The 21,045-nt window shown below is 57.9% G+C and carries 21 protein-coding genes and 3 tRNA genes; 11 read left to right on the forward strand and 13 right to left on the reverse strand.

Annotation, left to right across the window (positions count from 1 at the left end; translation table 11 throughout):
- Positions 1-11: 11 nt before the first annotated feature.
- Positions 12-470, reverse strand: coding sequence for a tRNA (adenosine(37)-N6)-threonylcarbamoyltransferase complex ATPase subunit type 1 TsaE (tsaE, locus tag GVK32_RS09295; RefSeq protein WP_159867610.1), 459 nt, complete (start codon positions 468-470; stop codon positions 12-14).
- Positions 463-1,974 (reverse strand): bifunctional ADP-dependent NAD(P)H-hydrate dehydratase/NAD(P)H-hydrate epimerase, encoded by a 1,512-nt coding sequence (gene nnr, locus GVK32_RS09300; RefSeq protein ID WP_200842855.1) that lies wholly within the window; start codon positions 1,972-1,974, stop codon positions 463-465. The genes tsaE and nnr overlap by 8 nt, the downstream gene beginning before the upstream one ends.
- A 13-nt stretch (positions 1,975-1,987) precedes the next feature.
- Between nnr and queG the strand changes: the two genes are divergently transcribed.
- Positions 1,988-3,127, forward strand: a complete 1,140-nt coding sequence (gene queG / locus GVK32_RS09305) for a tRNA epoxyqueuosine(34) reductase QueG (RefSeq protein WP_128879258.1) — start codon at positions 1,988-1,990, stop codon at positions 3,125-3,127.
- 271 nt (positions 3,128-3,398) lie between these two features.
- Here the strand turns inward: queG and GVK32_RS09310 are convergent.
- From GVK32_RS09310 to GVK32_RS09320, 3 genes are all read right to left on the reverse strand, one after another.
- Positions 3,399-3,474 (reverse strand) — tRNA-Gly (locus GVK32_RS09310).
- A 23-nt stretch (positions 3,475-3,497) separates the two neighbouring features.
- Positions 3,498-3,573: transfer RNA gene (locus GVK32_RS09315), tRNA-Gly, on the reverse strand.
- Positions 3,574-3,659: 86 nt separating this feature from the next.
- Positions 3,660-3,735: transfer RNA gene (locus GVK32_RS09320), tRNA-Gly, on the reverse strand.
- A 287-nt stretch (positions 3,736-4,022) separates the two neighbouring features.
- Between GVK32_RS09320 and GVK32_RS09325 the strand changes: the two genes are divergently transcribed.
- The gene (locus GVK32_RS09325) at positions 4,023-4,754 is read left to right on the forward strand and encodes a transporter substrate-binding domain-containing protein (RefSeq protein WP_159867617.1); all 732 of its coding nucleotides are present in this window, start codon (positions 4,023-4,025) and stop codon (positions 4,752-4,754) included.
- Between the two features lie 53 nt (positions 4,755-4,807).
- On the opposite strand, the gene orn is transcribed toward GVK32_RS09325, so the two are convergent.
- Entirely contained in the window at positions 4,808-5,353 is a 546-nt protein-coding gene (orn, locus tag GVK32_RS09330; RefSeq protein ID WP_123709906.1) for an oligoribonuclease, read from the reverse strand.
- A 94-nt stretch (positions 5,354-5,447) separates the two neighbouring features.
- On the opposite strand from orn, the gene rsgA reads away from it, so the two are divergent.
- From rsgA to mscM, 3 genes are all read left to right on the forward strand, one after another.
- Complete coding sequence (gene rsgA / locus GVK32_RS09335; protein WP_123709907.1) at positions 5,448-6,509, forward strand: small ribosomal subunit biogenesis GTPase RsgA; 1,062 nt, start codon at positions 5,448-5,450, stop codon at positions 6,507-6,509.
- Between the two features lie 206 nt (positions 6,510-6,715).
- Positions 6,716-7,642, forward strand: a complete 927-nt coding sequence (gene asd, locus GVK32_RS09340; protein WP_159867619.1) for an archaetidylserine decarboxylase — start codon at positions 6,716-6,718, stop codon at positions 7,640-7,642.
- Positions 7,643-7,665: 23 nt separating this feature from the next.
- Entirely contained in the window at positions 7,666-10,992 is a 3,327-nt protein-coding gene (gene mscM, locus GVK32_RS09345; protein WP_159867621.1) for a miniconductance mechanosensitive channel MscM, read from the forward strand.
- Positions 10,993-11,071: 79 nt separating this feature from the next.
- Here mscM and epmA read toward each other — a convergent pair whose 3' ends face one another.
- On the reverse strand, positions 11,072-12,049 hold the full coding sequence (gene epmA, locus GVK32_RS09350; protein WP_045853374.1) for an elongation factor P--(R)-beta-lysine ligase: 978 nt from the start codon (positions 12,047-12,049) through the stop codon (positions 11,072-11,074).
- Between the two features lie 273 nt (positions 12,050-12,322).
- Here epmA and frdA point away from each other — a divergent pair, with 273 nt between their 5' ends.
- From frdA to GVK32_RS09375, 5 genes are all read left to right on the forward strand, one after another.
- Entirely contained in the window at positions 12,323-14,113 is a 1,791-nt protein-coding gene (frdA, locus tag GVK32_RS09355) for a fumarate reductase (quinol) flavoprotein subunit (protein ID WP_159867623.1), read from the forward strand.
- Positions 14,106-14,840, forward strand: a complete 735-nt coding sequence (frdB, locus tag GVK32_RS09360; protein ID WP_132513816.1) for a fumarate reductase iron-sulfur protein — start codon at positions 14,106-14,108, stop codon at positions 14,838-14,840. Before frdA ends, frdB begins: the two co-directional genes overlap by 8 nt.
- 10 nt (positions 14,841-14,850) lie before the next feature.
- Positions 14,851-15,246: a fumarate reductase subunit FrdC gene (frdC, locus tag GVK32_RS09365; RefSeq protein ID WP_123709912.1), complete on the forward strand. Its 396-nt coding sequence runs from the start codon at positions 14,851-14,853 to the stop codon at positions 15,244-15,246.
- Between the two features lie 10 nt (positions 15,247-15,256).
- Positions 15,257-15,616: a fumarate reductase subunit FrdD gene (gene frdD, locus GVK32_RS09370; RefSeq protein WP_159867625.1), complete on the forward strand. Its 360-nt coding sequence runs from the start codon at positions 15,257-15,259 to the stop codon at positions 15,614-15,616.
- A gap of 111 nt (positions 15,617-15,727) precedes the next feature.
- The gene (locus GVK32_RS09375; protein WP_159867627.1) at positions 15,728-16,258 is read left to right on the forward strand and encodes a lipocalin family protein; all 531 of its coding nucleotides are present in this window, start codon (positions 15,728-15,730) and stop codon (positions 16,256-16,258) included.
- Here the strand turns inward: GVK32_RS09375 and sugE are convergent.
- The 4 genes from sugE to efp form a co-directional block, all read right to left on the reverse strand.
- Positions 16,255-16,572, reverse strand: coding sequence for a quaternary ammonium compound efflux SMR transporter SugE (gene sugE / locus GVK32_RS09380; protein ID WP_041143694.1), 318 nt, complete (start codon positions 16,570-16,572; stop codon positions 16,255-16,257). The two genes, GVK32_RS09375 and sugE, sit on opposite strands and share 4 nt — an antisense overlap.
- Positions 16,573-16,711: 139 nt before the next feature.
- The gene (ecnB, locus tag GVK32_RS09385; RefSeq protein ID WP_159867629.1) at positions 16,712-16,858 is read right to left on the reverse strand and encodes a lipoprotein toxin entericidin B; all 147 of its coding nucleotides are present in this window, start codon (positions 16,856-16,858) and stop codon (positions 16,712-16,714) included.
- A gap of 149 nt (positions 16,859-17,007) precedes the next feature.
- Entirely contained in the window at positions 17,008-17,139 is a 132-nt protein-coding gene (locus tag GVK32_RS09390) for an entericidin A/B family lipoprotein (RefSeq protein WP_041143693.1), read from the reverse strand.
- Positions 17,140-17,216: 77 nt separating this feature from the next.
- Entirely contained in the window at positions 17,217-17,783 is a 567-nt protein-coding gene (gene efp / locus GVK32_RS09395) for an elongation factor P (RefSeq protein WP_041143692.1), read from the reverse strand.
- Positions 17,784-17,823: 40 nt separating this feature from the next.
- On the opposite strand from efp, the gene epmB reads away from it, so the two are divergent.
- Entirely contained in the window at positions 17,824-18,852 is a 1,029-nt protein-coding gene (gene epmB / locus GVK32_RS09400; protein ID WP_159867631.1) for an EF-P beta-lysylation protein EpmB, read from the forward strand.
- 44 nt (positions 18,853-18,896) lie between these two features.
- Here epmB and GVK32_RS09405 read toward each other — a convergent pair whose 3' ends face one another.
- Both GVK32_RS09405 and groL read right to left on the reverse strand, forming a co-directional pair.
- Positions 18,897-19,250, reverse strand: coding sequence for a DUF4156 domain-containing protein (locus GVK32_RS09405; RefSeq protein WP_041143690.1), 354 nt, complete (start codon positions 19,248-19,250; stop codon positions 18,897-18,899).
- Between the two features lie 133 nt (positions 19,251-19,383).
- Positions 19,384-21,030, reverse strand: coding sequence for a chaperonin GroEL (groL, locus tag GVK32_RS09410; protein WP_159867633.1), 1,647 nt, complete (start codon positions 21,028-21,030; stop codon positions 19,384-19,386).
- Positions 21,031-21,045 lie beyond the last annotated feature (15 nt).

Here is a 21,045-nt window from a genome sequence, read left to right on the forward strand (position 1 = left end):
CCCGCGATCCTTCAGGCTAAACACGCCAGTAAAGACTCACCCAATGAGGAGACTGCCGTTACGCGCGCCTCACGCCCTTGTGCCTGATACTCAAGATGAATTTCGACATCCGGCTCGGGCAGCACGCCCGCGCCCTGCTGCGGCCATTCAACCAGGCAGATAGCATCGTCAGTAAAATAGTCACGGATCCCCATAAACTCGAGCTCTTCGGGGTCCGCCAGGCGGTAGAGATCAAAGTGATACACCATCAGGTTTTCGAGGGTGTACGGCTCCACCAGCGTATAGGTAGGGCTTTTGACATTCCCGCGGTGGCCGAGTGCGTGTAAAAAGCCGCGGCTGAAGGTCGTTTTACCTGCGCCTAAATCGCCATACAGATAGATGACCGTGGCGCCCGTACAGAGCCGTGCAATGCGGTTGCCAAGGTCCAGGGTTGCCTGCTCGTCGGGTAAGGGAATCACTCGGTTAATCATGGTCTACGTCAATCACATCCGGGTTAACAACACGCCTGAGCGTGGAAAAGAGATCGGTCGCCAGCATCCCACGGGCGCCATCTCTGGCAGCCAGTCGGTCTGCGGCTTCGCCGTGCGCCACGCAACCGGCGCAGGCAGCATCATACGGCGTCAGCTTTTGCCCTAACAGAGCGGCAATAATACCGGTGAGCACATCGCCCATTCCGCCGCTGGCCATACCGGCATTGCCGGCATCGATAATACCCATCTCGCCTGCTTCACTGGCCACCACCGTCCCCGCGCCTTTCAGCACGACCACGCCACCATAACGTTTTACCAGACGTTGAGCAGAATGTAAGCGATCGCTTTCAATTTCTGCCACGCTGCAGTCAAGCAGGCGGGCGGCTTCGCCGGGGTGTGGCGTCAGCACGCGATTGTGACGTTTATCGGCATTGATTGCCAGCAGGTTCAACGCATCCGCATCCCACACCATCGGTTTCATAAAGCTCTCCAGCTGGCGTAGCGCCCGCGTCGCCCATTCGCTCTGACCGAGTCCCGGACCGATCGCCACCACATCAGCCCACTGCAGGCTATCATCGAGGCTCTGCGGCGTGAGCGCATCCACCATCAGCTCCGGCCTGGCGGTAATAATCGGGGCAATATTTTCCGGATGAGTCAACACCCGCACGAGCCCCGCTCCCGCCCGCAGCGCCGCTTCTCCGGCCATCCTGATGGCGCCAGCGGTGCCGCGGTCGCCACCCACGATCGCCAGCCTGCCGTGATCGCCTTTATGGGAGGTCGCGCGGCGCGGCGGCAGCCAGCCCGCCAGCTGCGAGGCATCAAAGCGCGCCAGCAGGAACCTTTGTCCGGCAAGCCAGCCGTCGAGGCCCAGGGAGTGGTAGTGCAGCTGACCCACCACGTCGCGGGCTTTACCGGTCAGTAGCCCCGGCTTGAGGGCGATAAACGTTAGCGTGTGCGCCGCATGGATCGCCGCTCCCGGCGTGGTTCCGGTCTGCGCATGGAGCCCGGAGGGGATATCCAGCGCGACTATCGGCGCCGGATGCGCATTGGCGCGCGCGATAAGCTCGGCGGCAGGCCTGCGCGGAGCGCTGCGCAGGCCGGTACCCAGCAGTCCGTCAATAATCAGCGAGATCGCTTCCGGCCAGGCGATATCCGCCGCGTGGATCGTCCCGCCGGCGTTGAGCCACTCTTCGCGTGCGGCATGCGCCTCCTCCGGCAGCGGCTTCTCGCTCTCCAGCGCCAGCAGCGTCACCGCAATCCCTTCCGCCTGCGCCAGGCGCGCAACGACATAGCCGTCGCCGCCGTTGTTGCCGTGGCCGCAAAGAATCAGCCAGTTCTGGCTGGCAGGGTAGCGGCTGCGCGCCAGCTTGAAAGCCGCTTCGCCGGCCCTGCGCATGAGCTCAAACAGGGTCAGCCCGAGGCTATCGGCAGCCTCTTTTTCCGCCCGCCGGAGCGTCTCTGCAGGGCAGATGAAGTGTGGTATACTGACAGGGTTTTTCGTCATTGTATGGTCCATCATGTTACAGCCCCTCGATCTCAATAAGTTAGCGCAACAAATCAAGCAATGGGGCACTGAACTCGGGTTCCAGCAGGTGGGTATTACCGATACCGATCTCAGCGTCAGCGAACCCAAACTGCAGGCATGGCTGGACAAACAGTACCACGGAGAGATGGAGTGGATGGCGCGCCACGGCATGATGCGCGCGCGCCCTCATGAGCTTCTTCCCGGTACGTTACGCGTCATCAGCGTACGGATGAACTACCTGCCCGCGAATGCCGCTTTTGCCCGCACCCTGAAAGATCCCGCGCTTGGCTACGTCAGCCGTTATGCCCTTGGGCGTGATTATCATAAGCTGCTACGTAACCGCCTGAAAAAACTCGGTGAGATGATTCAGGAACAGTGTGCTTCGCTCAATTTTAGACCGTTTGTCGATTCCGCGCCTGTTCTGGAGCGTCCTTTGGCGGAAAAAGCGGGTCTTGGCTGGACGGGTAAGCACTCGCTGATTATTAACCGCGATGCCGGTTCGTTCTTTTTCCTCGGCGAGCTGCTGGTGGATATCCCCCTGCCCGTCGATCGGCCGGTCGCCGAAGAGTGCGGGCGCTGCGTCGCCTGCATGACGATCTGCCCGACCGGCGCCATCGTCGAGCCCTATACCGTCGACGCCCGCCGCTGTATCTCCTATTTGACCATTGAGCTGGAAGGCGCAATTCCTATCGAGTTCCGCCCGCTGATCGGCAACCGCATATACGGCTGCGACGACTGCCAGCTGATTTGCCCGTGGAACCGCTTTTCCCAGCTTACCGATGAAGAGGATTTCAGCCCGCGCAAAGCGCTGCATGCGCCGCCGCTGGTGGAGCTGTTTGCCTGGAGTGAGAGTCATTTTCTGAAGGTGACCGAAGGATCGGCAATTCGCCGCATCGGTCATCTGCGCTGGCTACGCAATATTGCCGTGGCGCTGGGAAATGCGCCGTGGGATGAAGCGCATCTCAAGGCGCTGGAAAGCCGTCGGGGCGAGCATCCGCTTCTCGATGAACATATCGAGTGGGCAATAGATCAGCAAATTGCCAGGCGCAGCGCCGGCGCGGTTGACGTGCAGCTGCCGAAGAAACAGCGGCTGGTCAGGGTGGTCGAAAAAGGTCTTCCGCGAGACGCCTGATTCATTCACAGGCTGTGAATAAAAACAAAAACACATTGCGTTTCAACATGCACACGAACGTCAAGTGATCGTATTAACACTTTGAAATGAAATTTTATTGTTAAATTTCAATGAGATGAATTGATACTATTCAAAAATCGAAGTTTTTCCGCAACGCGTCGTTTGCATTTAACCTGTGGATAACTCTGTTTACAGTATTTTCCGGTATTCAACGGAAGGCATCCCCGGTGCGATTTGCACTGTGGATAAATTGAGTATGAGGAAGAAATTTTGGAGCGGGAAACGAGACTCGAACTCGCGACCCCGACCTTGGCAAGGTCGTGCTCTACCAACTGAGCTATTCCCGCTTGGGTGTGGTAACTATCAAATTTGGAGCGGGAAACGAGACTCGAACTCGCGACCCCGACCTTGGCAAGGTCGTGCTCTACCAACTGAGCTATTCCCGCTTAATCTTCGTCTTTCAACCTGCCGCTACCTGAGTAGCTTTACCGCAAGCCGAAATCCTGTGATTAGGATAGTGCCTTTCAAATTTTGGAGCGGGAAACGAGACTCGAACTCGCGACCCCGACCTTGGCAAGGTCGTGCTCTACCAACTGAGCTATTCCCGCGTACTTCTTGCCATATTTCTATGGCGTCGTGATTTGCATTTCTGCTTCGTCACGGGAGGCGCATTATACGAGAATTCGATTTAGCTGCAACCCCCTTGCGAGCACTTTTTTTCTATTTTTGTCTGAATGGACATTTTATCGCCAGATAGCGCCCTGAATTGTATAAATAAGCAGCGCGTAAGGCAAAAAAACTTTTTCCGACCTTGTTAAAGGCGCAAAATCGCCCCGCTCTGCGGGTATGATCACCCCATAGACGGTCAACAACAATGACAAACAGGGAAATTAAAATGAAAAAGACGCTCTCCGTCCTGCTGCTGATCGCGCTAGCTATGGGAACGGCATCGGCAACGACGCTACATTTTGGCACTACGACGGCCAATCCGCCCTTTGAAACCGTCAACGCGAAAAACCAGCCGGCCGGTTTTGATATCGATCTTGCCCGGGCGCTCTGTAAACAAATGCAGGCCGAGTGCACGTTTACGCCGCAAAGCTTCGATACCCTCATCCCGGCGCTGCGCTTTAAGAAATTCGACGCCATCATCGCCGGCATTGAGATCGTCCCAATGCGCGAAAGGCGGGTCGCCTTCACTCAGCCCTATCGTCAGCAGCTCTCCGGCGTGGTTGTTACCGCAAAGAACAGCGCCCACGGCTTTGCAGACCTGAAGGGTCAAAAGATTGGCGTCGCTAAAGGCAGCATTCATCAGCGCTACCTGCACGATAAGCAAAAGCAGGTGAACGTCGTCGCTTACGAGAGCGATGCAGCCGCGTTCAGCGCGCTGAAAGAGGGGAGCGTTAACGGAGTAATGAGCGATCGCACCGGCGCCGAGACGTGGCTGCAGGAGAATCCTGACTACGCCATCATCAACGAGCAGGCAACCGACGCCAAATATTATGGTAAGCAGCTGGCGATCGCGGTACGCCAGGATGACCCGGAATTGCTCAACGCGCTGAATGCCGCGCTGGAGGTCGTCAAGGCCTCCCCTGAATTCGGGCAAATGGAGCTGAAGTGGTTTAAATAGCCGGGCCGGCCGCCGGGGGCCAGTGCCCCCGGCGGTAAGATTAGAGCTTAACGTTACAGCTTGATAAAGTGCTCGCGGTAGTAGGACAGCTCCGCCACCGATTCGCGAATGTCATCCATCGCCTGATGGGTGCCCTGCTTTTTAAAGCCATCGAGGATTTCCGGCTTCCAGCGGCGCGCCAGCTCTTTCAGGGTGCTGACGTCAAGGTAGCGATAGTGAAAGTACGCTTCCAGCTCGGGCATGTACTTAAAGAGAAAGCGGCGGTCCTGACCAATGCTGTTGCCGCAAATCGGTGATTTACCCGCAGGTACCCACTGCTTGAGGAATTCGATAGTCGCCAGCTCCGCCTCGCGATCGCCCAGGGTGCTGGCCTTGACGCGCTCCACCAGCCCGCTGCCGGTATGCGTGCGCACGTTCCACTCGTCCATCAGCGCCAGCTGCGCGTCAGACTGGTGTACCGCAATGGTCGGCCCTTCCGCCAGAATGTTCAGGTTTGCATCGGTTACCAGGGTGGCGATTTCGATAATGCGATCGCGCTCCGGATCCAGCCCCGTCATTTCAAGATCGATCCAAATCAGGTTGTTTTCATCTGCACTCATGCTATTTTCCACCCTTCTTGCGTAACTATATTCATCTAAAATAGCGTGTATCATAGAGGTTTTGCCCCTACAGGGCGACCAGGAGCCAGTTCGATTGAGTAAAAATAAACTCTCCAAAGGCCAACAGCGCCGCGTGAAGGCCAACCACCAGCGCCGCCTGAAAACGACTTCGGAGAAGGCCGACTACGATGACAATCTGTTTGGCGAGACCTCCGAAGGCGTCGTCATCAGCCGCTTCGGCATGCATGCCGACGTTGAATCCGTTGACGGTGGCGTTCACCGCTGCAACATTCGCCGGACGATCCGTTCGCTGGTCACCGGCGACCGCGTGGTCTGGCGCCCGGGCAAAGATGCCGCTGACGGCGTTAGAGTAAAAGGTATCGTTGAGGCCGTGCACGAGCGGACCTCGGTCCTGACGCGTCCGGATTTCTATGATGGCGTGAAGCCCATCGCCGCCAACATCGATCAAATAGTCATCGTTTCCGCGATTTTACCGGAGCTGTCGTTAAACATTATTGACCGCTATCTGGTGGCGAGCGAAGCGCTGGACGTCGAGCCACTGATTGTGCTCAACAAGATTGACCTGCTGGACGAGGACGCCTTAGCGTTCGTCAACGAGCAGATGGATATCTACCGTAAAATTGGCTATCCCGTGCTGATGGTGTCGAGCCGGACCCAGGACGGGCTGAAGCCGCTTGAAGAGGCCCTCACCGGCCGCATCAGCATCTTTGCCGGGCAGTCAGGGGTGGGTAAATCCAGCCTGCTGAACGCGCTGCTGGGCCTCGGTGACGATCTGATCCTGACCAACGACGTCTCTGACAACTCGGGCCTCGGCCAGCACACCACTACCGCCGCGCGCCTCTACCATTTCCCGCACGGCGGCGACGTGATCGACTCCCCCGGCGTGCGCGAATTTGGCCTCTGGCACCTTGATGCGGAACAAATCACCAACGGTTTTGTCGAATTTCACGATTATTTAGGCCGTTGCAAATACCGCGACTGCAAGCATGATACCGATCCGGGCTGCGCGATTCGCGAAGCGGTTGAAAACGGCAGCATCAACGCGCGCCGTTTTGAAAACTACCACCGTATTTTGGAAAGCATGAACGAAGTGCAGGTAAAAACGCGTAAAAGCTTTTCATCATCCGATGACTGACATTTAAGCTGAGCATCGCTATACGCTTCATCCTTCAGCCTGCCTCTGCGCTGGCGACGCCCGTCTCCCCGGCAATGCTGCCGGGGATTCGCAGACCGGCCGCCGCGATGCAACCCGGATGAGTTTACGTATAGAATCGACCCCTTTTTCAGGTCCCCGACGCGTTGCGGGGGTCAGGAACGATAAATAATGGCCTGGAGGCTACCTTGTTAAACGATCTGAAACTTTCTCTGCAATACATTCTGCCTAAACTGTGGCTTACCCGCCTCGCAGGCTGGGGTGCGAGCAAACGAGCGGGTTGGCTGACGAAGCTGGTCATCGACCTGTTCGTGAAGTGCTACAAGGTCGATATGAAAGAGGCGCAGAAGCCCGATACCGCCAGCTACCGCACCTTTAACGATTTCTTTGTGCGCCCACTGCGTGATGAAGCGCGTCCGCTGAACACCGATCCGAACGTGCTGGTTATGCCTGCCGATGGCGCCATTAGCCAGCTGGGCGCTATCGAAGACGATAAAATTCTGCAGGCCAAAGGCCACAACTACACCCTGGAAGCGCTGCTGGCCGGCAACTACCAGATGGCAGAGCTGTTCCGCAACGGTAACTTCGCCACCACCTATCTGTCGCCGCGTGACTACCACCGCGTCCACATGCCGTGCAACGGTATTCTGCGCGAAATGATCTACGTTCCGGGCGATCTGTTCTCCGTTAACCATCTGACCGCGCAGAACGTGCCAAATCTATTCGCCCGCAACGAGCGCGTCATCTGCCTGTTCGATACTGAGTTCGGTCCGATGGCGCAAATTCTGGTCGGTGCGACCATCGTTGGCAGCATTGAAACCGTCTGGTCCGGTACCGTGACCCCGCCGCGTGAAGGCGTGATTAAGCGCTGGACCTGGCCGGCGGGTGACAATGAAGGCTCCATTGCCCTGCTGAAAGGCCAGGAGATGGGTCGCTTCAAGCTCGGTTCGACGGTAATCAACCTGTTTGCGCCGGGCAAGGTCAAGCTGCTCGAGCAGTTGCAGAACCTCTCCGTCACTAAGCTTGGTCAGCCGCTGGCAACCGCCGTTGAGACCATGTCCACGACCGAAGACGCCGCCAGCATTCTGGGTGACGATTCGCAAGACGAAGGTTAATAGCTGAAAAAAAGGGTTATGCCGTGCGCCTGATATATATTTTCCTGCTGGCCTGGAGCCTCAGTCTGGGGGCGTATGCAGCGACAGCCCCCGACGCTAAACAGATAGCTCAGGAACTGGAACAGGCGAAGGCGGCAAAACCCGCCCAGCCTGGTACCGTTGAAGCGCTGCAGTCCGCGCTGAACGCGCTCGAGGAGCGTAGCGCTTCCCTCGAGCGCACGCGCCAGTACCAGCAGGTTATCGATAACTTCCCCAAGCTGTTCCAGACCCTGCGCTCGCAGATCAACAACCTGGCCGATGAACCGCGCCAGGTATCAACGACGCTCTCCACCGATGCGCTGAATCAGGAAATCCTGCAGGTCAGCAGCCAGCTTCTCGAAGCCAGCCGTCAGGCCCAGCAGGAGCAGGAGCGCGCCCGCGATATCGCCGATTCGCTAAACCAGCTTCCGCAGCAGCAAACTGACGCCCGCCGTCAGCTGAACGACGTTGAACGCCGCGTTGGCACGCAGACCAGCAATACCCCGCTGGCACAGGCGCAAAATCTTAGCCTGCAGGCGGAATCCGCGCGCCTGAAGGCGCTGGTCAACGAGCTGGATCTGGCGCAGCTCTCCGCCAACAATCGCCAGGAGCTATCGCGCATGCGCGCCGATCTGGCGCAAAAGCAGAGCAAACTGCTCGACGGCTACCTGCAGGCCCTGCGTAATCAGCTCAATAGCCAGCGCCAGCGCGAAGCCGAAAAGGCGCTGGAAAGCACCGAGCTGCTGGCAGAGAACAGCGAAAACCTGCCGCCGGAGCTGGTGGCTCAGTTTAAGATTAACCGCGAGCTGTCGCAGGCCCTGAACCAGCAGGCTCAGCGCATGGACCTGGTGGCTTCCCAGCAGCGTCAGGCCTCCAACCAGACGCTCCAGGTTCGCCAGGCGCTCAATACGCTACGCGAGCAGTCGCAGTGGCTGGGCGCCTCCAGCCTGCTGGGCGAAGCGCTACGCGCCCAGGTCGCCCGCCTGCCGGAGACGCCAAAACCCCAGCAGCTGGATACCGAGATGGCCCAGCTGCGGGTGCAGCGGCTGCGCTTTGAGGACCTGCTCGGCAGCCAGACGCAGCTCCGCCAGCTGCGCCAGGCCGACGGCCAGGCGCTGACCAGCGAGCAGAGTCGCATTCTTGAAGCGCAGCTGCGCACGCAAAGCGAGCTGCTCAACTCGCTGCTGCAGGGCGGCGATACGCTGATTCTGGAGCTGACCAAGCTCAAAGTGGCCAACGGTCAGCTCGAGGACGCCCTGAAAGAGATGAACGAAGCGACCCACCGCTATCTGTTCTGGACCTCGGACGTCAGCCCTATCGGTTTTTCATGGCCGCTGGAAATTGCTCACGATCTGCGCCGCCTGGTCTCTCTCGATACCGTTAGCCAGCTGGGCAAAGCCAGCGCGATGATGTTAACCAGCAAGGAGACGCTGCTGCCGCTGTTTGGCGCGCTGATTCTGGTCGGTTTCAGCATCAGCTCGCGTCGCCACTTCACCCGCTTCCTTGAGCGTTCCAGCGCCCGCGTGGGTAAAGTGACCCAGGACCATTTCTGGCTCACCCTGCGCACCGTGTTCTGGTCGATTCTGGTGGCCTCGCCGCTGCCGGTATTGTGGATGACGCTCGGTTATGGCCTGCAGTCCGCCTGGCCCTTCCCGCTGGCGGTCGCCATCGGCGAAAGCGTCACCGCCACGGTGCCGCTGCTGTGGGTGGTGATGGTTTGCGCGACCTTTGCGCGTCCGAACGGCCTGTTTATCGCCCACTTCGGCTGGCCGCGCAGCCGGGTCACCAAGGCCATGCGCTACTACCTGATGAGCATCGGGCTGATCGTCCCGCTGATTATTGCGCTGATCATGTTCGATAACCTCAACGACCGTGAGTTCTCGGCCTCCCTCGGCCGCCTGTGCTTCCTGCTGATTTGCGGGGCGCTGGCGCTGGTCACCCTGAGCCTCAAGCATGCCGGTATTCCGCTGTATCTCGATAAGTCGGGAAGCGGCGATAATATGGTTAACCGCATGCTGTGGAACCTGCTGCTGGGCGCGCCGCTCATTGCCATGCTGGCGGCGGCCATTGGCTACCTGGCGACCGCCCAGGCGCTGCTGGCCAGGCTGGAAACGTCGGTGGCGATCTGGTTCCTGCTGCTCGTGGTGTATCACATTATCCGCCGCTGGATGCTGATCCAGCGCCGCCGGCTGGCCTTCGATCGCGCCAAGCATCGCCGGGCGGAAATCCTGGCCCAACGCGCGCGCGGCGAAGATGAAGCCGCGCACTCCAGCAGCCCTGAAGGGTCTGCGGAAATCGAAGTCAGTGAAATCGATCTCGATGCGATCAGCATCCGGTCGCTGCGCCTGGTGCGCTCGCTGCTGATGCTGGTCGCCCTGGTCTCGGTAATCGTGCTGTGGTCAGAAATCCATTCGGCGTTTGGCTTCCTTGAGAATATCTCGCTGTGGGACGCGACCTCAACGGTGCAGGGCGTTGAAAGCCTCGAGCCAATTACGCTTGGGGCGGTGCTGATCGCGATTCTGGTGCTGATTATCACCACCCAGCTGGTGCGCAACCTCCCTGCCCTGCTGGAGCTGGCGATTCTGCAGCACCTGGACCTCACGCCGGGCACCGGCTACGCGATCACCACCATTACCAAATACCTGCTGATGCTGATTGGCGGCCTGATGGGCTTCTCGATGATTGGCATTGAGTGGGCGAAGCTGCAGTGGCTGGTCGCGGCTCTCGGCGTCGGCCTCGGTTTTGGCCTGCAGGAGATCTTTGCCAACTTTATCTCGGGCCTGATTATTCTCTTTGAAAAGCCGATACGTATTGGCGATACGGTGACCATCCGCGATCTGACCGGCAGCATCACCCGCATCAACACCCGCGCCACGACCATCAGCGACTGGGACCGGAAAGAGATTATCGTGCCGAATAAGGCGTTCATCACCGAGCAGTTTATCAACTGGTCGCTGTCTGACTCCGTCACCCGCGTGGTGCTGACGGTGCCGGCTCCGGCGGATGCGAATACCGAAGAGGTCACGCAGATCCTGATTAACGCCGCCCACCGCTGTTCGCTGGTTATCGATACGCCGGCGCCGGAGGCCTTCCTCGTCGATCTGCAGCAGGGGATTCAGATTTTCGAGCTGCGTATTTACGCCGCCGAGATGGGCCACCGTATGCCGCTGCGCCACGAGATCCATAAGCTGATTCTGGCAGGCTATCGCGAACACGGTATCGACATGCCGTTCCCGCCGTTCCAGATGCGTCTGGAGAGCATTGACGGCAGGAAGAGCAGCAGAGCGATGACCTCAGCAGGGAAATCCAGCCGCACGGCGGGCAGCCTGTAGATTCAACCCTGACCGGCGTCTCGTGCGCCGGTCAGGTCCGCTCTCTGGCCCGGGATGGCCGAAGAGAGACTCGGTCGGGTCAGGCGCGATCGACAGTAAAGGCGATCACCTCACCGATGCTTTCGGCACCCAGCGCCAGCATCACCACGCGATCGACGCCCAGCGCCACGCCGGAGCAGTCCGGGAGGCCCGCTTTCAGAGCTTCCAGCAGATTGCCGTCAATCGGCTGCTGCGGCAAACCGCGGGCCGCACGCTTGCGGTTATCCTGCTCGAAACGCTGCTGCTGTTCGCGGGCATCGGTCAGCTCGTGGAAGCCGTTCGCCAGCTCAATTCCCTTGTAATAGACCTCAAAGCGCTCCGCGACGCGGTGATCTTCAGTGCTGATCTGCGCCAGCGACGCCTGGCTTGCCGGGAAGTGATAGATAAAGGTCGGACGATCCTTGCCGATATGCGGCTCGACGCCCATGGTAAACAGCAGCTGCAGCAGCGTATCCTTATCTTCTTCCGTATCGGCGATATTGCTCAGGTCAAGCTTCGCCGCCGCTTCGCGCAGCTGCGTCTTATCGGCCGACAGCGGATCGAGCTCAAGATGGCGCAGGAACGCCTGCTGATAGGAGAGACTTTCCGCCGGCTGGCACTCCAGCACCTGCTGCAGTAAATCATCGACCTCGTTAATCAGACGATACATGTCATAGCACGGACGATACCACTCCAGCATGGTGAATTCCGGGTTGTGGTGACGCCCCATCTCTTCATTGCGGAAGCTGCGGCACAGCTGGAATACCGGGCCACAGCCCGCGGCCAGCAGGCGCTTCATATGGTATTCCGGGCTGGTCATCAGATACAGATCCATCCCCTGAGAGTAGCCGGGGCCGACGAAACGGGTCTGGAACGGAAACAGGTGAATATCCGTTACCGTTGCCTGACTCATGCAGGGCGTCTCCACCTCCAGCACTCCGCGGTCGGTAAAGAAACGACGAATTTCCGCCATCACAGCCGCGCGTTTTAACAGGTTTGGGATCGACGCGCTCGGCTGCCAGGTTGCCGTTTCACTCATGGTACTTTCTCCGATTTCATACAAGGGCACGAAGTCTACTCGTAACCGGCGAGTGAGACAAATTTTGTACCCGCGAGCCCTAACCCATACCGAAAATTTATTAACCATTGGGGCGCATAAAAAGCGCTGATAAATCACCGCACATATCGATAAAAAAATCGAACACGTCAATTTTCCCTACCGACCCTAAGGCTATACTTCTTTACCTATAAAGGAGCAGTGACACATTTTCGCCAGCCCGGCGGCGAAATAAACAAAAACTGGAGGAATGTCGTGCAAACTTTTCAAGCCGATCTTGCCGTAATTGGCGCTGGCGGAGCAGGTCTTCGCGCTGCAATCGCCGCAGCGCAGGCTAATCCAAATGCCAAAATCGCACTGATTTCAAAAGTCTATCCTATGCGCAGCCACACGGTTGCGGCTGAAGGTGGCTCCGCTGCCGTGACGCAGGATCATGACAGCTTTGAGTACCATTTTCACGACACCGTCGCCGGCGGCGACTGGCTTTGTGAGCAGGATGTCGTCGACTATTTCGTCCATCATTGCCCGACGGAAATGACCCAGCTTGAACAGTGGGGATGCCCGTGGAGCCGCCGTCCGGACGGGAGCGTCAACGTCCGCCGCTTCGGCGGGATGAAGATCGAACGCACGTGGTTTGCCGCGGATAAAACCGGCTTCCATATGCTGCACACCCTGTTCCAGACCTCCCTTCAGTTCCCGCAAATCCAGCGTTTCGACGAGCATTTCGTCCTCGATATTCTGGTCGACGATGGCCAGGCGCATGGCCTGGTGGCGATGAATATGATGGAAGGCTCGCTGGTACAAATCCGCGCTAACGCGGTGGTGATGGCCACCGGTGGCGCAGGACGCGTCTATCGCTACAACACCAACGGCGGCATCGTCACCGGCGATGGGATGGGCATCGCGCTCAGCCACGGCGTTCCGCTGCGCGATATGGAGTTCGTGCAGTATCACCCGACCGGCCTTCCCGGCTCCGGTATTCTGATGACGGAAGGCTGCCGTGGCGAAGGCGGTATCCTGGTCAACAAGGACGGCTACCGCTACCTGCAGGATTACGGCATGGGCCCGGAAACGCCGCTCGGCGAGCCGAAAAATAAATATATGGAGCTCGGCCCGCGCGATAAGGTCTCCCAGGCCTTCTGGCACGAATGGCGTAAAGGCAACACCATTCCAACGCCGCGCGGCGACGTGGTTTATCTCGACCTGCGCCACTTAGGTGAGAAAAAGCTGCTGGAGCGTCTACCGTTTATCTGCGAACTGGCGAAGGCCTACGTCGGCGTTGATCCGGTTAAAGAGCCTATTCCCGTGCGCCCAACCGCGCACTACACCATGGGCGGCATCGAAACCGACCAGAGCTGTGAGACCCGTATCAAGGGGCTGTTCGCCGTGGGCGAATGCTCGTCGGTCGGCCTTCACGGCGCCAACCGCCTTGGCTCCAACTCGCTGGCCGAGCTGGTGGTTTTTGGCCGCCTCGCCGGCGAGCAGGCCATCAGGCGAGCGGCGGAGGCTAAAGAAGCCAACGCCAGCGCGCTGGATGCGCAGACCGCCGACGTCGAAAAACGCCTCAAAGACCTCATCAATCAGGAAGGCAACGAGAACTGGGCGAAGATCCGCGACGAGATGGGCCTGTCGATGGAAGAAGGCTGCGGGATCTACCGTACGCCAGAGCTGATGCAAAAAACCGTCGATAAGCTGGCCGAGTTGCAGGAGCGCTTCAGGCACGTACGCATTACCGACAGCTCCAGCGTGTTCAATACCGACCTGCTGTATACCATCGAGCTGGGCCACGGGCTGAACGTGGCGGAATGTATGGCCCACTCTGCCCTTGCGCGTAAAGAGTCCCGCGGGGCGCATCAGCGCCTGGATGAAGGCTGCACCGAGCGTGACGACGTCAATTTTCTCAAGCATACGCTCGCATTCCGCGATGCCGATGGCACCACGCGCCTTGAGTATGGCGATGTGAAGATCACCACTCTGCCGCCGGCAAAACGCGTATATGGCGCAGAAGCGGAAGCAGCCGAGAAGAAGGAGACGAGCAATGGCTGAGATGAAGAAGCTGAAAATCGAGGTGGTGCGCTACAACCCGGAGGTGGACACCGCACCGCACAGCGCGTTCTATGAGGTTCCTTACGATGAGCAGACCTCACTGCTCGACGCGCTAGGCTATATCAAAGACAACCTCGCGGCGGATCTCAGCTACCGCTGGTCCTGCCGCATGGCGATTTGCGGCTCCTGCGGGATGATGGTCAACAAGGTGCCGAAGCTGGCGTGTAAAACCTTCCTGCGTGAATACACCAAAGGCATTAAGGTCGAAGCGCTGGCTAACTTCCCGATCGAGCGCGATCTGGTGGTCGATATGACCCACTTTATCGAGAGTCTGGAGGCGATTAAGCCCTATATTATCGGCAATTCGCGTACCCCGGATCAGGGGCCAAACAAGCAAACTCCGGCGCAGATGGCGAAATACCATCAGTTCTCCGGCTGCATCAACTGCGGCCTGTGCTACGCCGCCTGTCCGCAGTTTGGCCTTAACCCTGAGTTTATCGGCCCGGCGGCAATCACCCTCGCCCATCGCTACAACGAGGACAGCCGCGACCACGGTAAAAAGGAGCGCATGGCGCAGCTTAACGGTCAGAACGGCGTCTGGACCTGTACCTTCGTGGGATACTGCTCGGAAGTCTGTCCGAAGCACGTCGACCCGGCAGCCGCCATTCAGCAGGGCAAGGTAGAGAGCTCGAAAGACTTTCTTATCGCCACCCTGAAACCACGCTAAGGAGTGCATTATGACGACTAAACGCAAGCCCTACGTGCGGCCGATGACGTCCACCTGGTGGAAGAAGCTGCCGTTTTATCGCTTCTACATGCTGCGTGAAGGCACGGCGGTACCGGCAGTCTGGTTCAGCATCATCCTGATTTATGGCCTGTTTTCCCTCAAGCACGGGGCGGAAAGCTGGGCGGGATACGTTGGCTTTCTGCAAAACCCGGTGGTGGTGATCCTCAACCTGATCGCCCTCGGCGCAGCGCTGCTGCATACCAAAACCTGGTTTGAACTGGCGCCGAAAGCCGCCAATATTATTGTCAAAGGCGAGAAAATGGGGCCAGAGCCGGTTATTAAAGGGCTGTGGGTGGTCACTGCGGTAGCAACCGTGGCGATCCTGTTTATCGCCCTGTTCTGGTGAGGAGGCTGGAATGATCAATCCCAACCCAAAACGTTCCGATGAACCGGTATTCTGGGGGCTGTTTGGCGCCGGCGGCATGTGGAGCGCCATTATTGCTCCGGTGATGATACTGCTGGTCGGTATCCTGCTGCCGCTGGGCCTGGCGCCCGCTGACGCCTTCAGCTACGAACGCGTGCTCGGCTTTGCCCAGAGTTTTATTGGCCGGGCATTTCTCTTCCTGATGATCGTCCTGCCGCTGTGGTGCGGGCTACACCGCATTCATCACGCCATGCACGACCTGAAAATTCACGTCCCTAACGGCAAGTGGGTGTTCTACGGCCTGGCCGCCATCCTGAGCGTGGTCACGCTGGTCGGCGTATTATTTATCTAAGCCTCCCGATGCCCGGTAGCGGAGTGTTACCGGGCTCTCTTTTGCAGAATATTTTCCCGTTTTTTCCCCGCCAGAATCTACACTTAGCAAAAAACCAGTAAGGAAAATAGTATGCGTCTGCTGCCAATGATTGCCGCTGTTGCCGCCTCGTTTCTGGTTGTTGCCTGTAGCACCCCGACGCCTCCGCAGGGCGTGACGGTGGTCAGCCCGTTTGATACCCAGCGCTATCTCGGCACCTGGTATGAAATCGCCCGCTTCGACCATAGCTTTGAGCGCGGCCTGGAAAAGGTCACCGCAACCTACAGCCTGCGCGACGACGGTGGACTGAACGTCGTCAATAAGGGCTATAACCCCGATCGCGGCATGTGGCAAAAAACGGATGGCGTGGCCTACTTCACCGGCGAGAGTAACCGGGCGGCGCTAAAAGTCTCCTTTTTTGGCCCCTTCTACGGCGGCTACAACGTGATTGCGCTGGATAAAGATTATCGCTACGCGCTGGTGTGCGGACCGGACCGGGATTATCTCTGGCTGCTGGCGCGCACGCCGAAAATCACGCCGGAAGTGAAACAGCAGATGCTGGATATTGCCTCCCGGCAGGGCTTCGACGTGAGCAAACTTATCTGGGTCAACCAGCACTATTAGTGAGTGCTGAGCTTGAGGCCGATAATACCGATGACGATGCACGCCAGGCTGGCAATACGCATCGGGCTGGCGGACTCGCCCAGTAGGACGATACCGGCAATCGCCGCGCCGACGGCGCCGATCCCCGTCCACACCGCGTAAGCGGTGCCTACCGGCAGCGTTTTCATCGCCCATGACAGCAGCGCCATGCTGACCACCATCGCCACGATGGTGATGGCGCTGGGTATCAGGCGGCTAAAACCGTGGGTGTACTTCAGACCAACCGCCCAGACCACTTCCAGCAGACCGGCGATAAACAAAATTAACCAGGACATAAGGCTCCTTGATGGGGCCGTCCCCGGATGCAGTACGCTTACGGGTCGTCCCGCAAGGTGGGTGAAAAAGCGCGGATATTATAAACAACGGTGCAGGAGATGGGAAGAACGGTACGACCGCCAGCCGTACCGTCAGAGGCTATTGCTGAGCTTTATTCGCGGCGCCGGAAATAGCGCTACCACCTTCTGAAATATCCTGACCGACACCGCGCGTTGTATTACATGCGGTCAGCACAGAGGAAAGAGCCAAAACCGTAAAGAACGCTGCAATCGCTTTTTTCACCATAATGTCATCCTTATTTACCAGTTTTAGTTATCGTGCCCTATAAGCATAGACAAACTGACCCGGAATGAAGGGATCTCAGCGTTTTTTAAGAGAAAAAGCGATGCGCGACGTCGGGAGGTACGAATCAGAGGAGAGGGGGAAAACGGTGCTTAGCTGGCGGCGTGAGAAATGGCGTGCCCCAGGCTGCGGATATCTTCACCCACGCCGTGGACCGTATGACAACCGGCCAGCAGAGCGCCGCTGAGCAGCAGCAATACCACAAGCTTTAAGGTGTTGTTCATCTTCCCTGCCTGCTATCGATACCTTGCGTGCTATAGGGGGCGCAGCAACGCGCTGCGCCAACCATCAGAGACGTGAATTACTTCACGCGGGATACGTATTCGCCAGAGCGGGTATCCACTTTAATCACTTCACCAATCTGTACAAACAGCGGAACTTTAACCACTGCGCCAGTGGTCAGGGTCGCCGGTTTACCGCCGGTACCCGCGGTGTCGCCTTTCAGACCCGGATCGGTTTCAACGATTTCCAGCTCAACGAAGTTCGGCGGGGTCACGGAGATAGGCTGACCGTTCCACAGGGTCACGATGCACTCAGCCTGATCCAGCAGCCATTTAGCGCTTTCACCAACGGCTTTCTCGTCAGCGGCCAGCTGTTCGAAGGTGGAGTTGTTCATGAAGTGGTAGAACTCACCGTCGTTGTAGAGGTAAGTCAGGTTCATATCGACAACGTCTGCGCCTTCAGCGGAGTCGGTAGACTTGAAGGTTTTCTCTACGCGAGTGCCGGTCAGCAGGCGGCGCAGCTTAACGCGGGCGAAAGCCTGGCCTTTTCCCGGTTTTACGAATTCACTCGCTTCAACGGCATAAGGTTCGCCGTCCATCATGATTTTAAGACCAGCACGAAAATCGTTGCTATAGTAAGTCGCCATAAGGCCCTCTGAAATTGTTAATTGGTAGCTAAGCCACAAAATGGCGCATATTGTAACCCTAAATACCCCATCCAGAGAAGATTGGTTAACGCAACTTGCCGATGTTGTGACCAGTCCTGATGAACTGCTGCATCTTTTAAATGTAGACGCTGATGCAAACCTATTGGCGGGGCGCGATGCGAAGCGCCTCTTTGCGCTGCGCGTTCCCCGGGCTTTTATCGCCCGCATGGAACGAGGAAATCCTAACGATCCTCTTCTTCGTCAAGTACTTACTTCGCAAGAAGAGTTCATCGTCTCCCCCGGTTTTTCCACCGATCCGCTGGAGGAACAGCACAGCGTGGTGCCCGGACTGCTGCATAAATACGCCAACCGCGCGCTGCTGCTGGTTAAAGGCGGCTGCGCGGTAAATTGTCGTTATTGCTTCCGCAGACACTTCCCATACGCCGATAACCAGGGCAATAAGCGCAACTGGCAGGCGGCGATGGACTATATTTCCGCCCATCCGCAGCTCGATGAGATTATTTTTTCCGGCGGCGACCCCCTGATGGCGAAAGATCATGAGCTCGACTGGCTGCTCACCCAGCTGGAAGCGATTCCGCACGTCAAGCGTCTGCGTATTCACAGCCGGCTGCCCATTGTCATCCCGGCGCGCATCACCGAGGCGCTGGCTGCGCGTTTCGCCCGCTCCTCGCTGCAGATACTGCTGGTGAACCATATCAACCACGCCAATGAAATCGACGCTGAGTTTCGCGCGGCAATGGCGCGTTTACGCCACGCTGGCGTCACCCTGCTGAACCAAAGCGTACTGCTGCGGGGGGTCAACGATAGCGCACAGACGCTGGCTAATTTGAGCAATGCGCTATTTGATGCGGGGGTGATGCCGTATTACCTGCACGTGCTGGATAAGGTCCAGGGCGCGGCCCACTTTATGGTCGAAGATGAAGAAGCCCGGGCCATTATGCGCGAGCTGCTGACGCTGGTATCAGGCTATATGGTACCGAAGCTGGCGCGAGAAATCGGCGGAGAGCCGAGCAAGACGCCGCTGGATTTGCAGCTACGACAGAGCTAGCCAGCGTTCCTTCCCCTCTCCCCACCGGAGAGAGGGGAAAGCGATCAGTTCGGGCACTTATAGACCTGACCGTTCATTTCGCTATCGGTCGGCACAAAGCTCGACAGCAGGTTCTGCGTCGGGCTGCTGACGCCGTAAATCACGTTGCCGCCCATTGCTGCGGCCTGATTACGCAGCGCATTAGCCGCGCCGCGCATGGAGCCACCCTCACCGCCGTTCTGCCCGGAGAGCCAGTTGCTCTGCTTGCCGCTAGCGGTCCCCAACAGCTGGCAATCCGCACCCGGCTTATCTTCAACAAAGCGTACGCTCTGCCCGCCTGAGCTCAGTTCGTTGCTGGAACTGCAACCCGCTAACAGTAGTGCTGCGCCGACAATCCCTGCTAAATATCTTACCTGCATGTTATTCCCCATGATCAATGAGCTGGACGCGCTGGCCCGGATGTACACCTTATACTAAAAAGACGGAAAAAAGAAAAACCCCCGAGCATTTCTGCCCGGGGGTTTCTTTGTTTCTAAGGGGTAGAGCGCACGATTACATCATGCCGCCCATGCCACCCATACCGCCCATGCCGCCAGCAGCGCCTAAATCAGCTGCGTCGCTTTTCGGCATATCGGTAATCATGCACTCGGTAGTGATCATCAGACCAGCAACGGAGGCCGCGTACTGCAGAGCAGAACGGGTCACTTTAGTTGGGTCGAGGATACCGAAGTCGATCATGTTGCCGTATTCTTCAGTCGCCGCGTTGTAACCGTAGTTACCTTCGCCCGCTTTCACGTTGTTAGTTACCACAGACGGTTCTTCACCGGCATTGGCAACGATCTGGCGCAGCGGAGCTTCCATTGCGCGCAGCGCAACTTTGATACCGACGTTCTGATCTTCGTTCTGAGCAGTCAGGCCAGCCAGTTTAGCCGCAACGCGCACCAGCGCGACGCCACCACCGGCAACGACGCCTTCTTCTACCGCAGCACGGGTCGCGTGCAGGGCATCGTCAACGCGTGCTTTCTTCTCTTTCATTTCAACTTCGGTAGCTGCACCGACTTTGATAACCGCAACGCCGCCTGCCAGTTTAGCAACGCGTTCCTGCAGTTTTTCACGGTCGTAGTCAGAAGTCGCTTCTTCGATCTGCTTGCGGATCTGAGTCACACGGCCCTGGATAGCGCCTTCTTCACCCACGCCATCGATGATGGTGGTGGTGTCTTTGTTGATCACAACGCGTTTTGCCTGACCCAGGTCTTCCAGAGTCGCTTTTTCCAGCTCCATACCGATCTCTTCAGAGATAACGGTACCGCCGGTCAGGGTTGCGATGTCCTGCAGCATAGCTTTACGACGGTCGCCGAAGCCCGGTGCTTTAACCGCAGCCACTTTAACGATGCCGCGCATGGTGTTAACCACCAGCGTTGCCAGCGCTTCGCCTTCAACGTCTTCAGCGATGATAACCAGCGGTTTACCGGCTTTCGCTACGGCTTCCAGAACCGGCAGCATTTCGCGGATGTTGGAAACTTTTTTGTCAGCCAGCAGGATGAACGGGCTTTCCAGCTCAACGGCACCGGTTTCCGGCTTGTTGATGAAGTACGGGGAGAGGTAGCCGCGGTCGAACTGCATACCTTCAACCACGTCCAGTTCGTCTTCCAGACCGGTACCGTCTTCAACGGTGATCACGCCTTCTTTACCGACTTTATCCATCGCTTCAGCGATCAGTTTACCTACGGTTTCGTCGGAGTTAGCGGAGATAGTACCAACCTGAGCAATCGCTTTAGAGTCGGAGCACGGTACGGACAGGGATTTCAGTTCTTCAACGGCAGCAACGACGGCTTTGTCGATACCACGTTTCAGATCCATCGGGTTCATGCCCGCAGCAACGGCTTTCAGGCCTTCAGCGATGATCGCCTGAGCCAGTACGGTTGCGGTGGTGGTACCGTCGCCTGCAGCGTCGTTCGCTTTAGAGGCAACTTCTTTCACCATCTGGGCGCCCATGTTTTCGAACTTGTCTTCCAGCTCGATTTCACGCGCTACGGAAACGCCGTCTTTGGTGATGGTCGGCGCACCGAAGGATTTGTCCAGGACCACGTTACGGCCTTTCGGGCCCAGGGTCACTTTAACTGCATCTGCCAGTACGTTTACGCCGCGCAGCATTTTCACACGAGCGTCGTTACCGAATTTTACGTCTTTAGCTGCCATTTTAATCTTTCCCTT

It is taken from the genome of Klebsiella sp. 18074, from assembly GCF_902705905.1.
Lineage (GTDB): Bacteria > Pseudomonadota > Gammaproteobacteria > Enterobacterales > Enterobacteriaceae > Klebsiella > Klebsiella terrigena.

Bases quoted from the DNA above. Each gene is read 5' to 3' on its own strand.
- tsaE (WP_159867610.1), bottom strand. From the start codon at position 470: ATGATTAACCGAGTGATTCCCTTACCCGACGAGCAGGCAACCCTGGAC.
- nnr (WP_200842855.1), bottom strand. From the start codon at position 1,974: ATGACGAAAAACCCTGTCAGTATACCACACTTCATCTGCCCTGCAGAG.
- queG (WP_128879258.1), top strand. From the start codon at position 1,988: ATGTTACAGCCCCTCGATCTCAATAAGTTAGCGCAACAAATCAAGCAA.
- GVK32_RS09325 (WP_159867617.1), top strand. From the start codon at position 4,023: ATGAAAAAGACGCTCTCCGTCCTGCTGCTGATCGCGCTAGCTATGGGA.
- orn (WP_123709906.1), bottom strand. From the start codon at position 5,353: ATGAGTGCAGATGAAAACAACCTGATTTGGATCGATCTTGAAATGACG.
- epmA (WP_045853374.1), bottom strand. From the start codon at position 12,049: ATGAGTGAAACGGCAACCTGGCAGCCGAGCGCGTCGATCCCAAACCTG.
- frdB (WP_132513816.1), top strand. From the start codon at position 14,106: ATGGCTGAGATGAAGAAGCTGAAAATCGAGGTGGTGCGCTACAACCCG.
- frdC (WP_123709912.1), top strand. From the start codon at position 14,851: ATGACGACTAAACGCAAGCCCTACGTGCGGCCGATGACGTCCACCTGG.
- frdD (WP_159867625.1), top strand. From the start codon at position 15,257: ATGATCAATCCCAACCCAAAACGTTCCGATGAACCGGTATTCTGGGGG.
- GVK32_RS09375 (WP_159867627.1), top strand. From the start codon at position 15,728: ATGCGTCTGCTGCCAATGATTGCCGCTGTTGCCGCCTCGTTTCTGGTT.
- sugE (WP_041143694.1), bottom strand. From the start codon at position 16,572: ATGTCCTGGTTAATTTTGTTTATCGCCGGTCTGCTGGAAGTGGTCTGG.
- ecnB (WP_159867629.1), bottom strand. From the start codon at position 16,858: ATGGTGAAAAAAGCGATTGCAGCGTTCTTTACGGTTTTGGCTCTTTCC.
- GVK32_RS09390 (WP_041143693.1), bottom strand. From the start codon at position 17,139: ATGAACAACACCTTAAAGCTTGTGGTATTGCTGCTGCTCAGCGGCGCT.
- efp (WP_041143692.1), bottom strand. From the start codon at position 17,783: ATGGCGACTTACTATAGCAACGATTTTCGTGCTGGTCTTAAAATCATG.
- epmB (WP_159867631.1), top strand. From the start codon at position 17,824: ATGGCGCATATTGTAACCCTAAATACCCCATCCAGAGAAGATTGGTTA.
- GVK32_RS09405 (WP_041143690.1), bottom strand. From the start codon at position 19,250: ATGCAGGTAAGATATTTAGCAGGGATTGTCGGCGCAGCACTACTGTTA.
- groL (WP_159867633.1), bottom strand. From the start codon at position 21,030: ATGGCAGCTAAAGACGTAAAATTCGGTAACGACGCTCGTGTGAAAATG.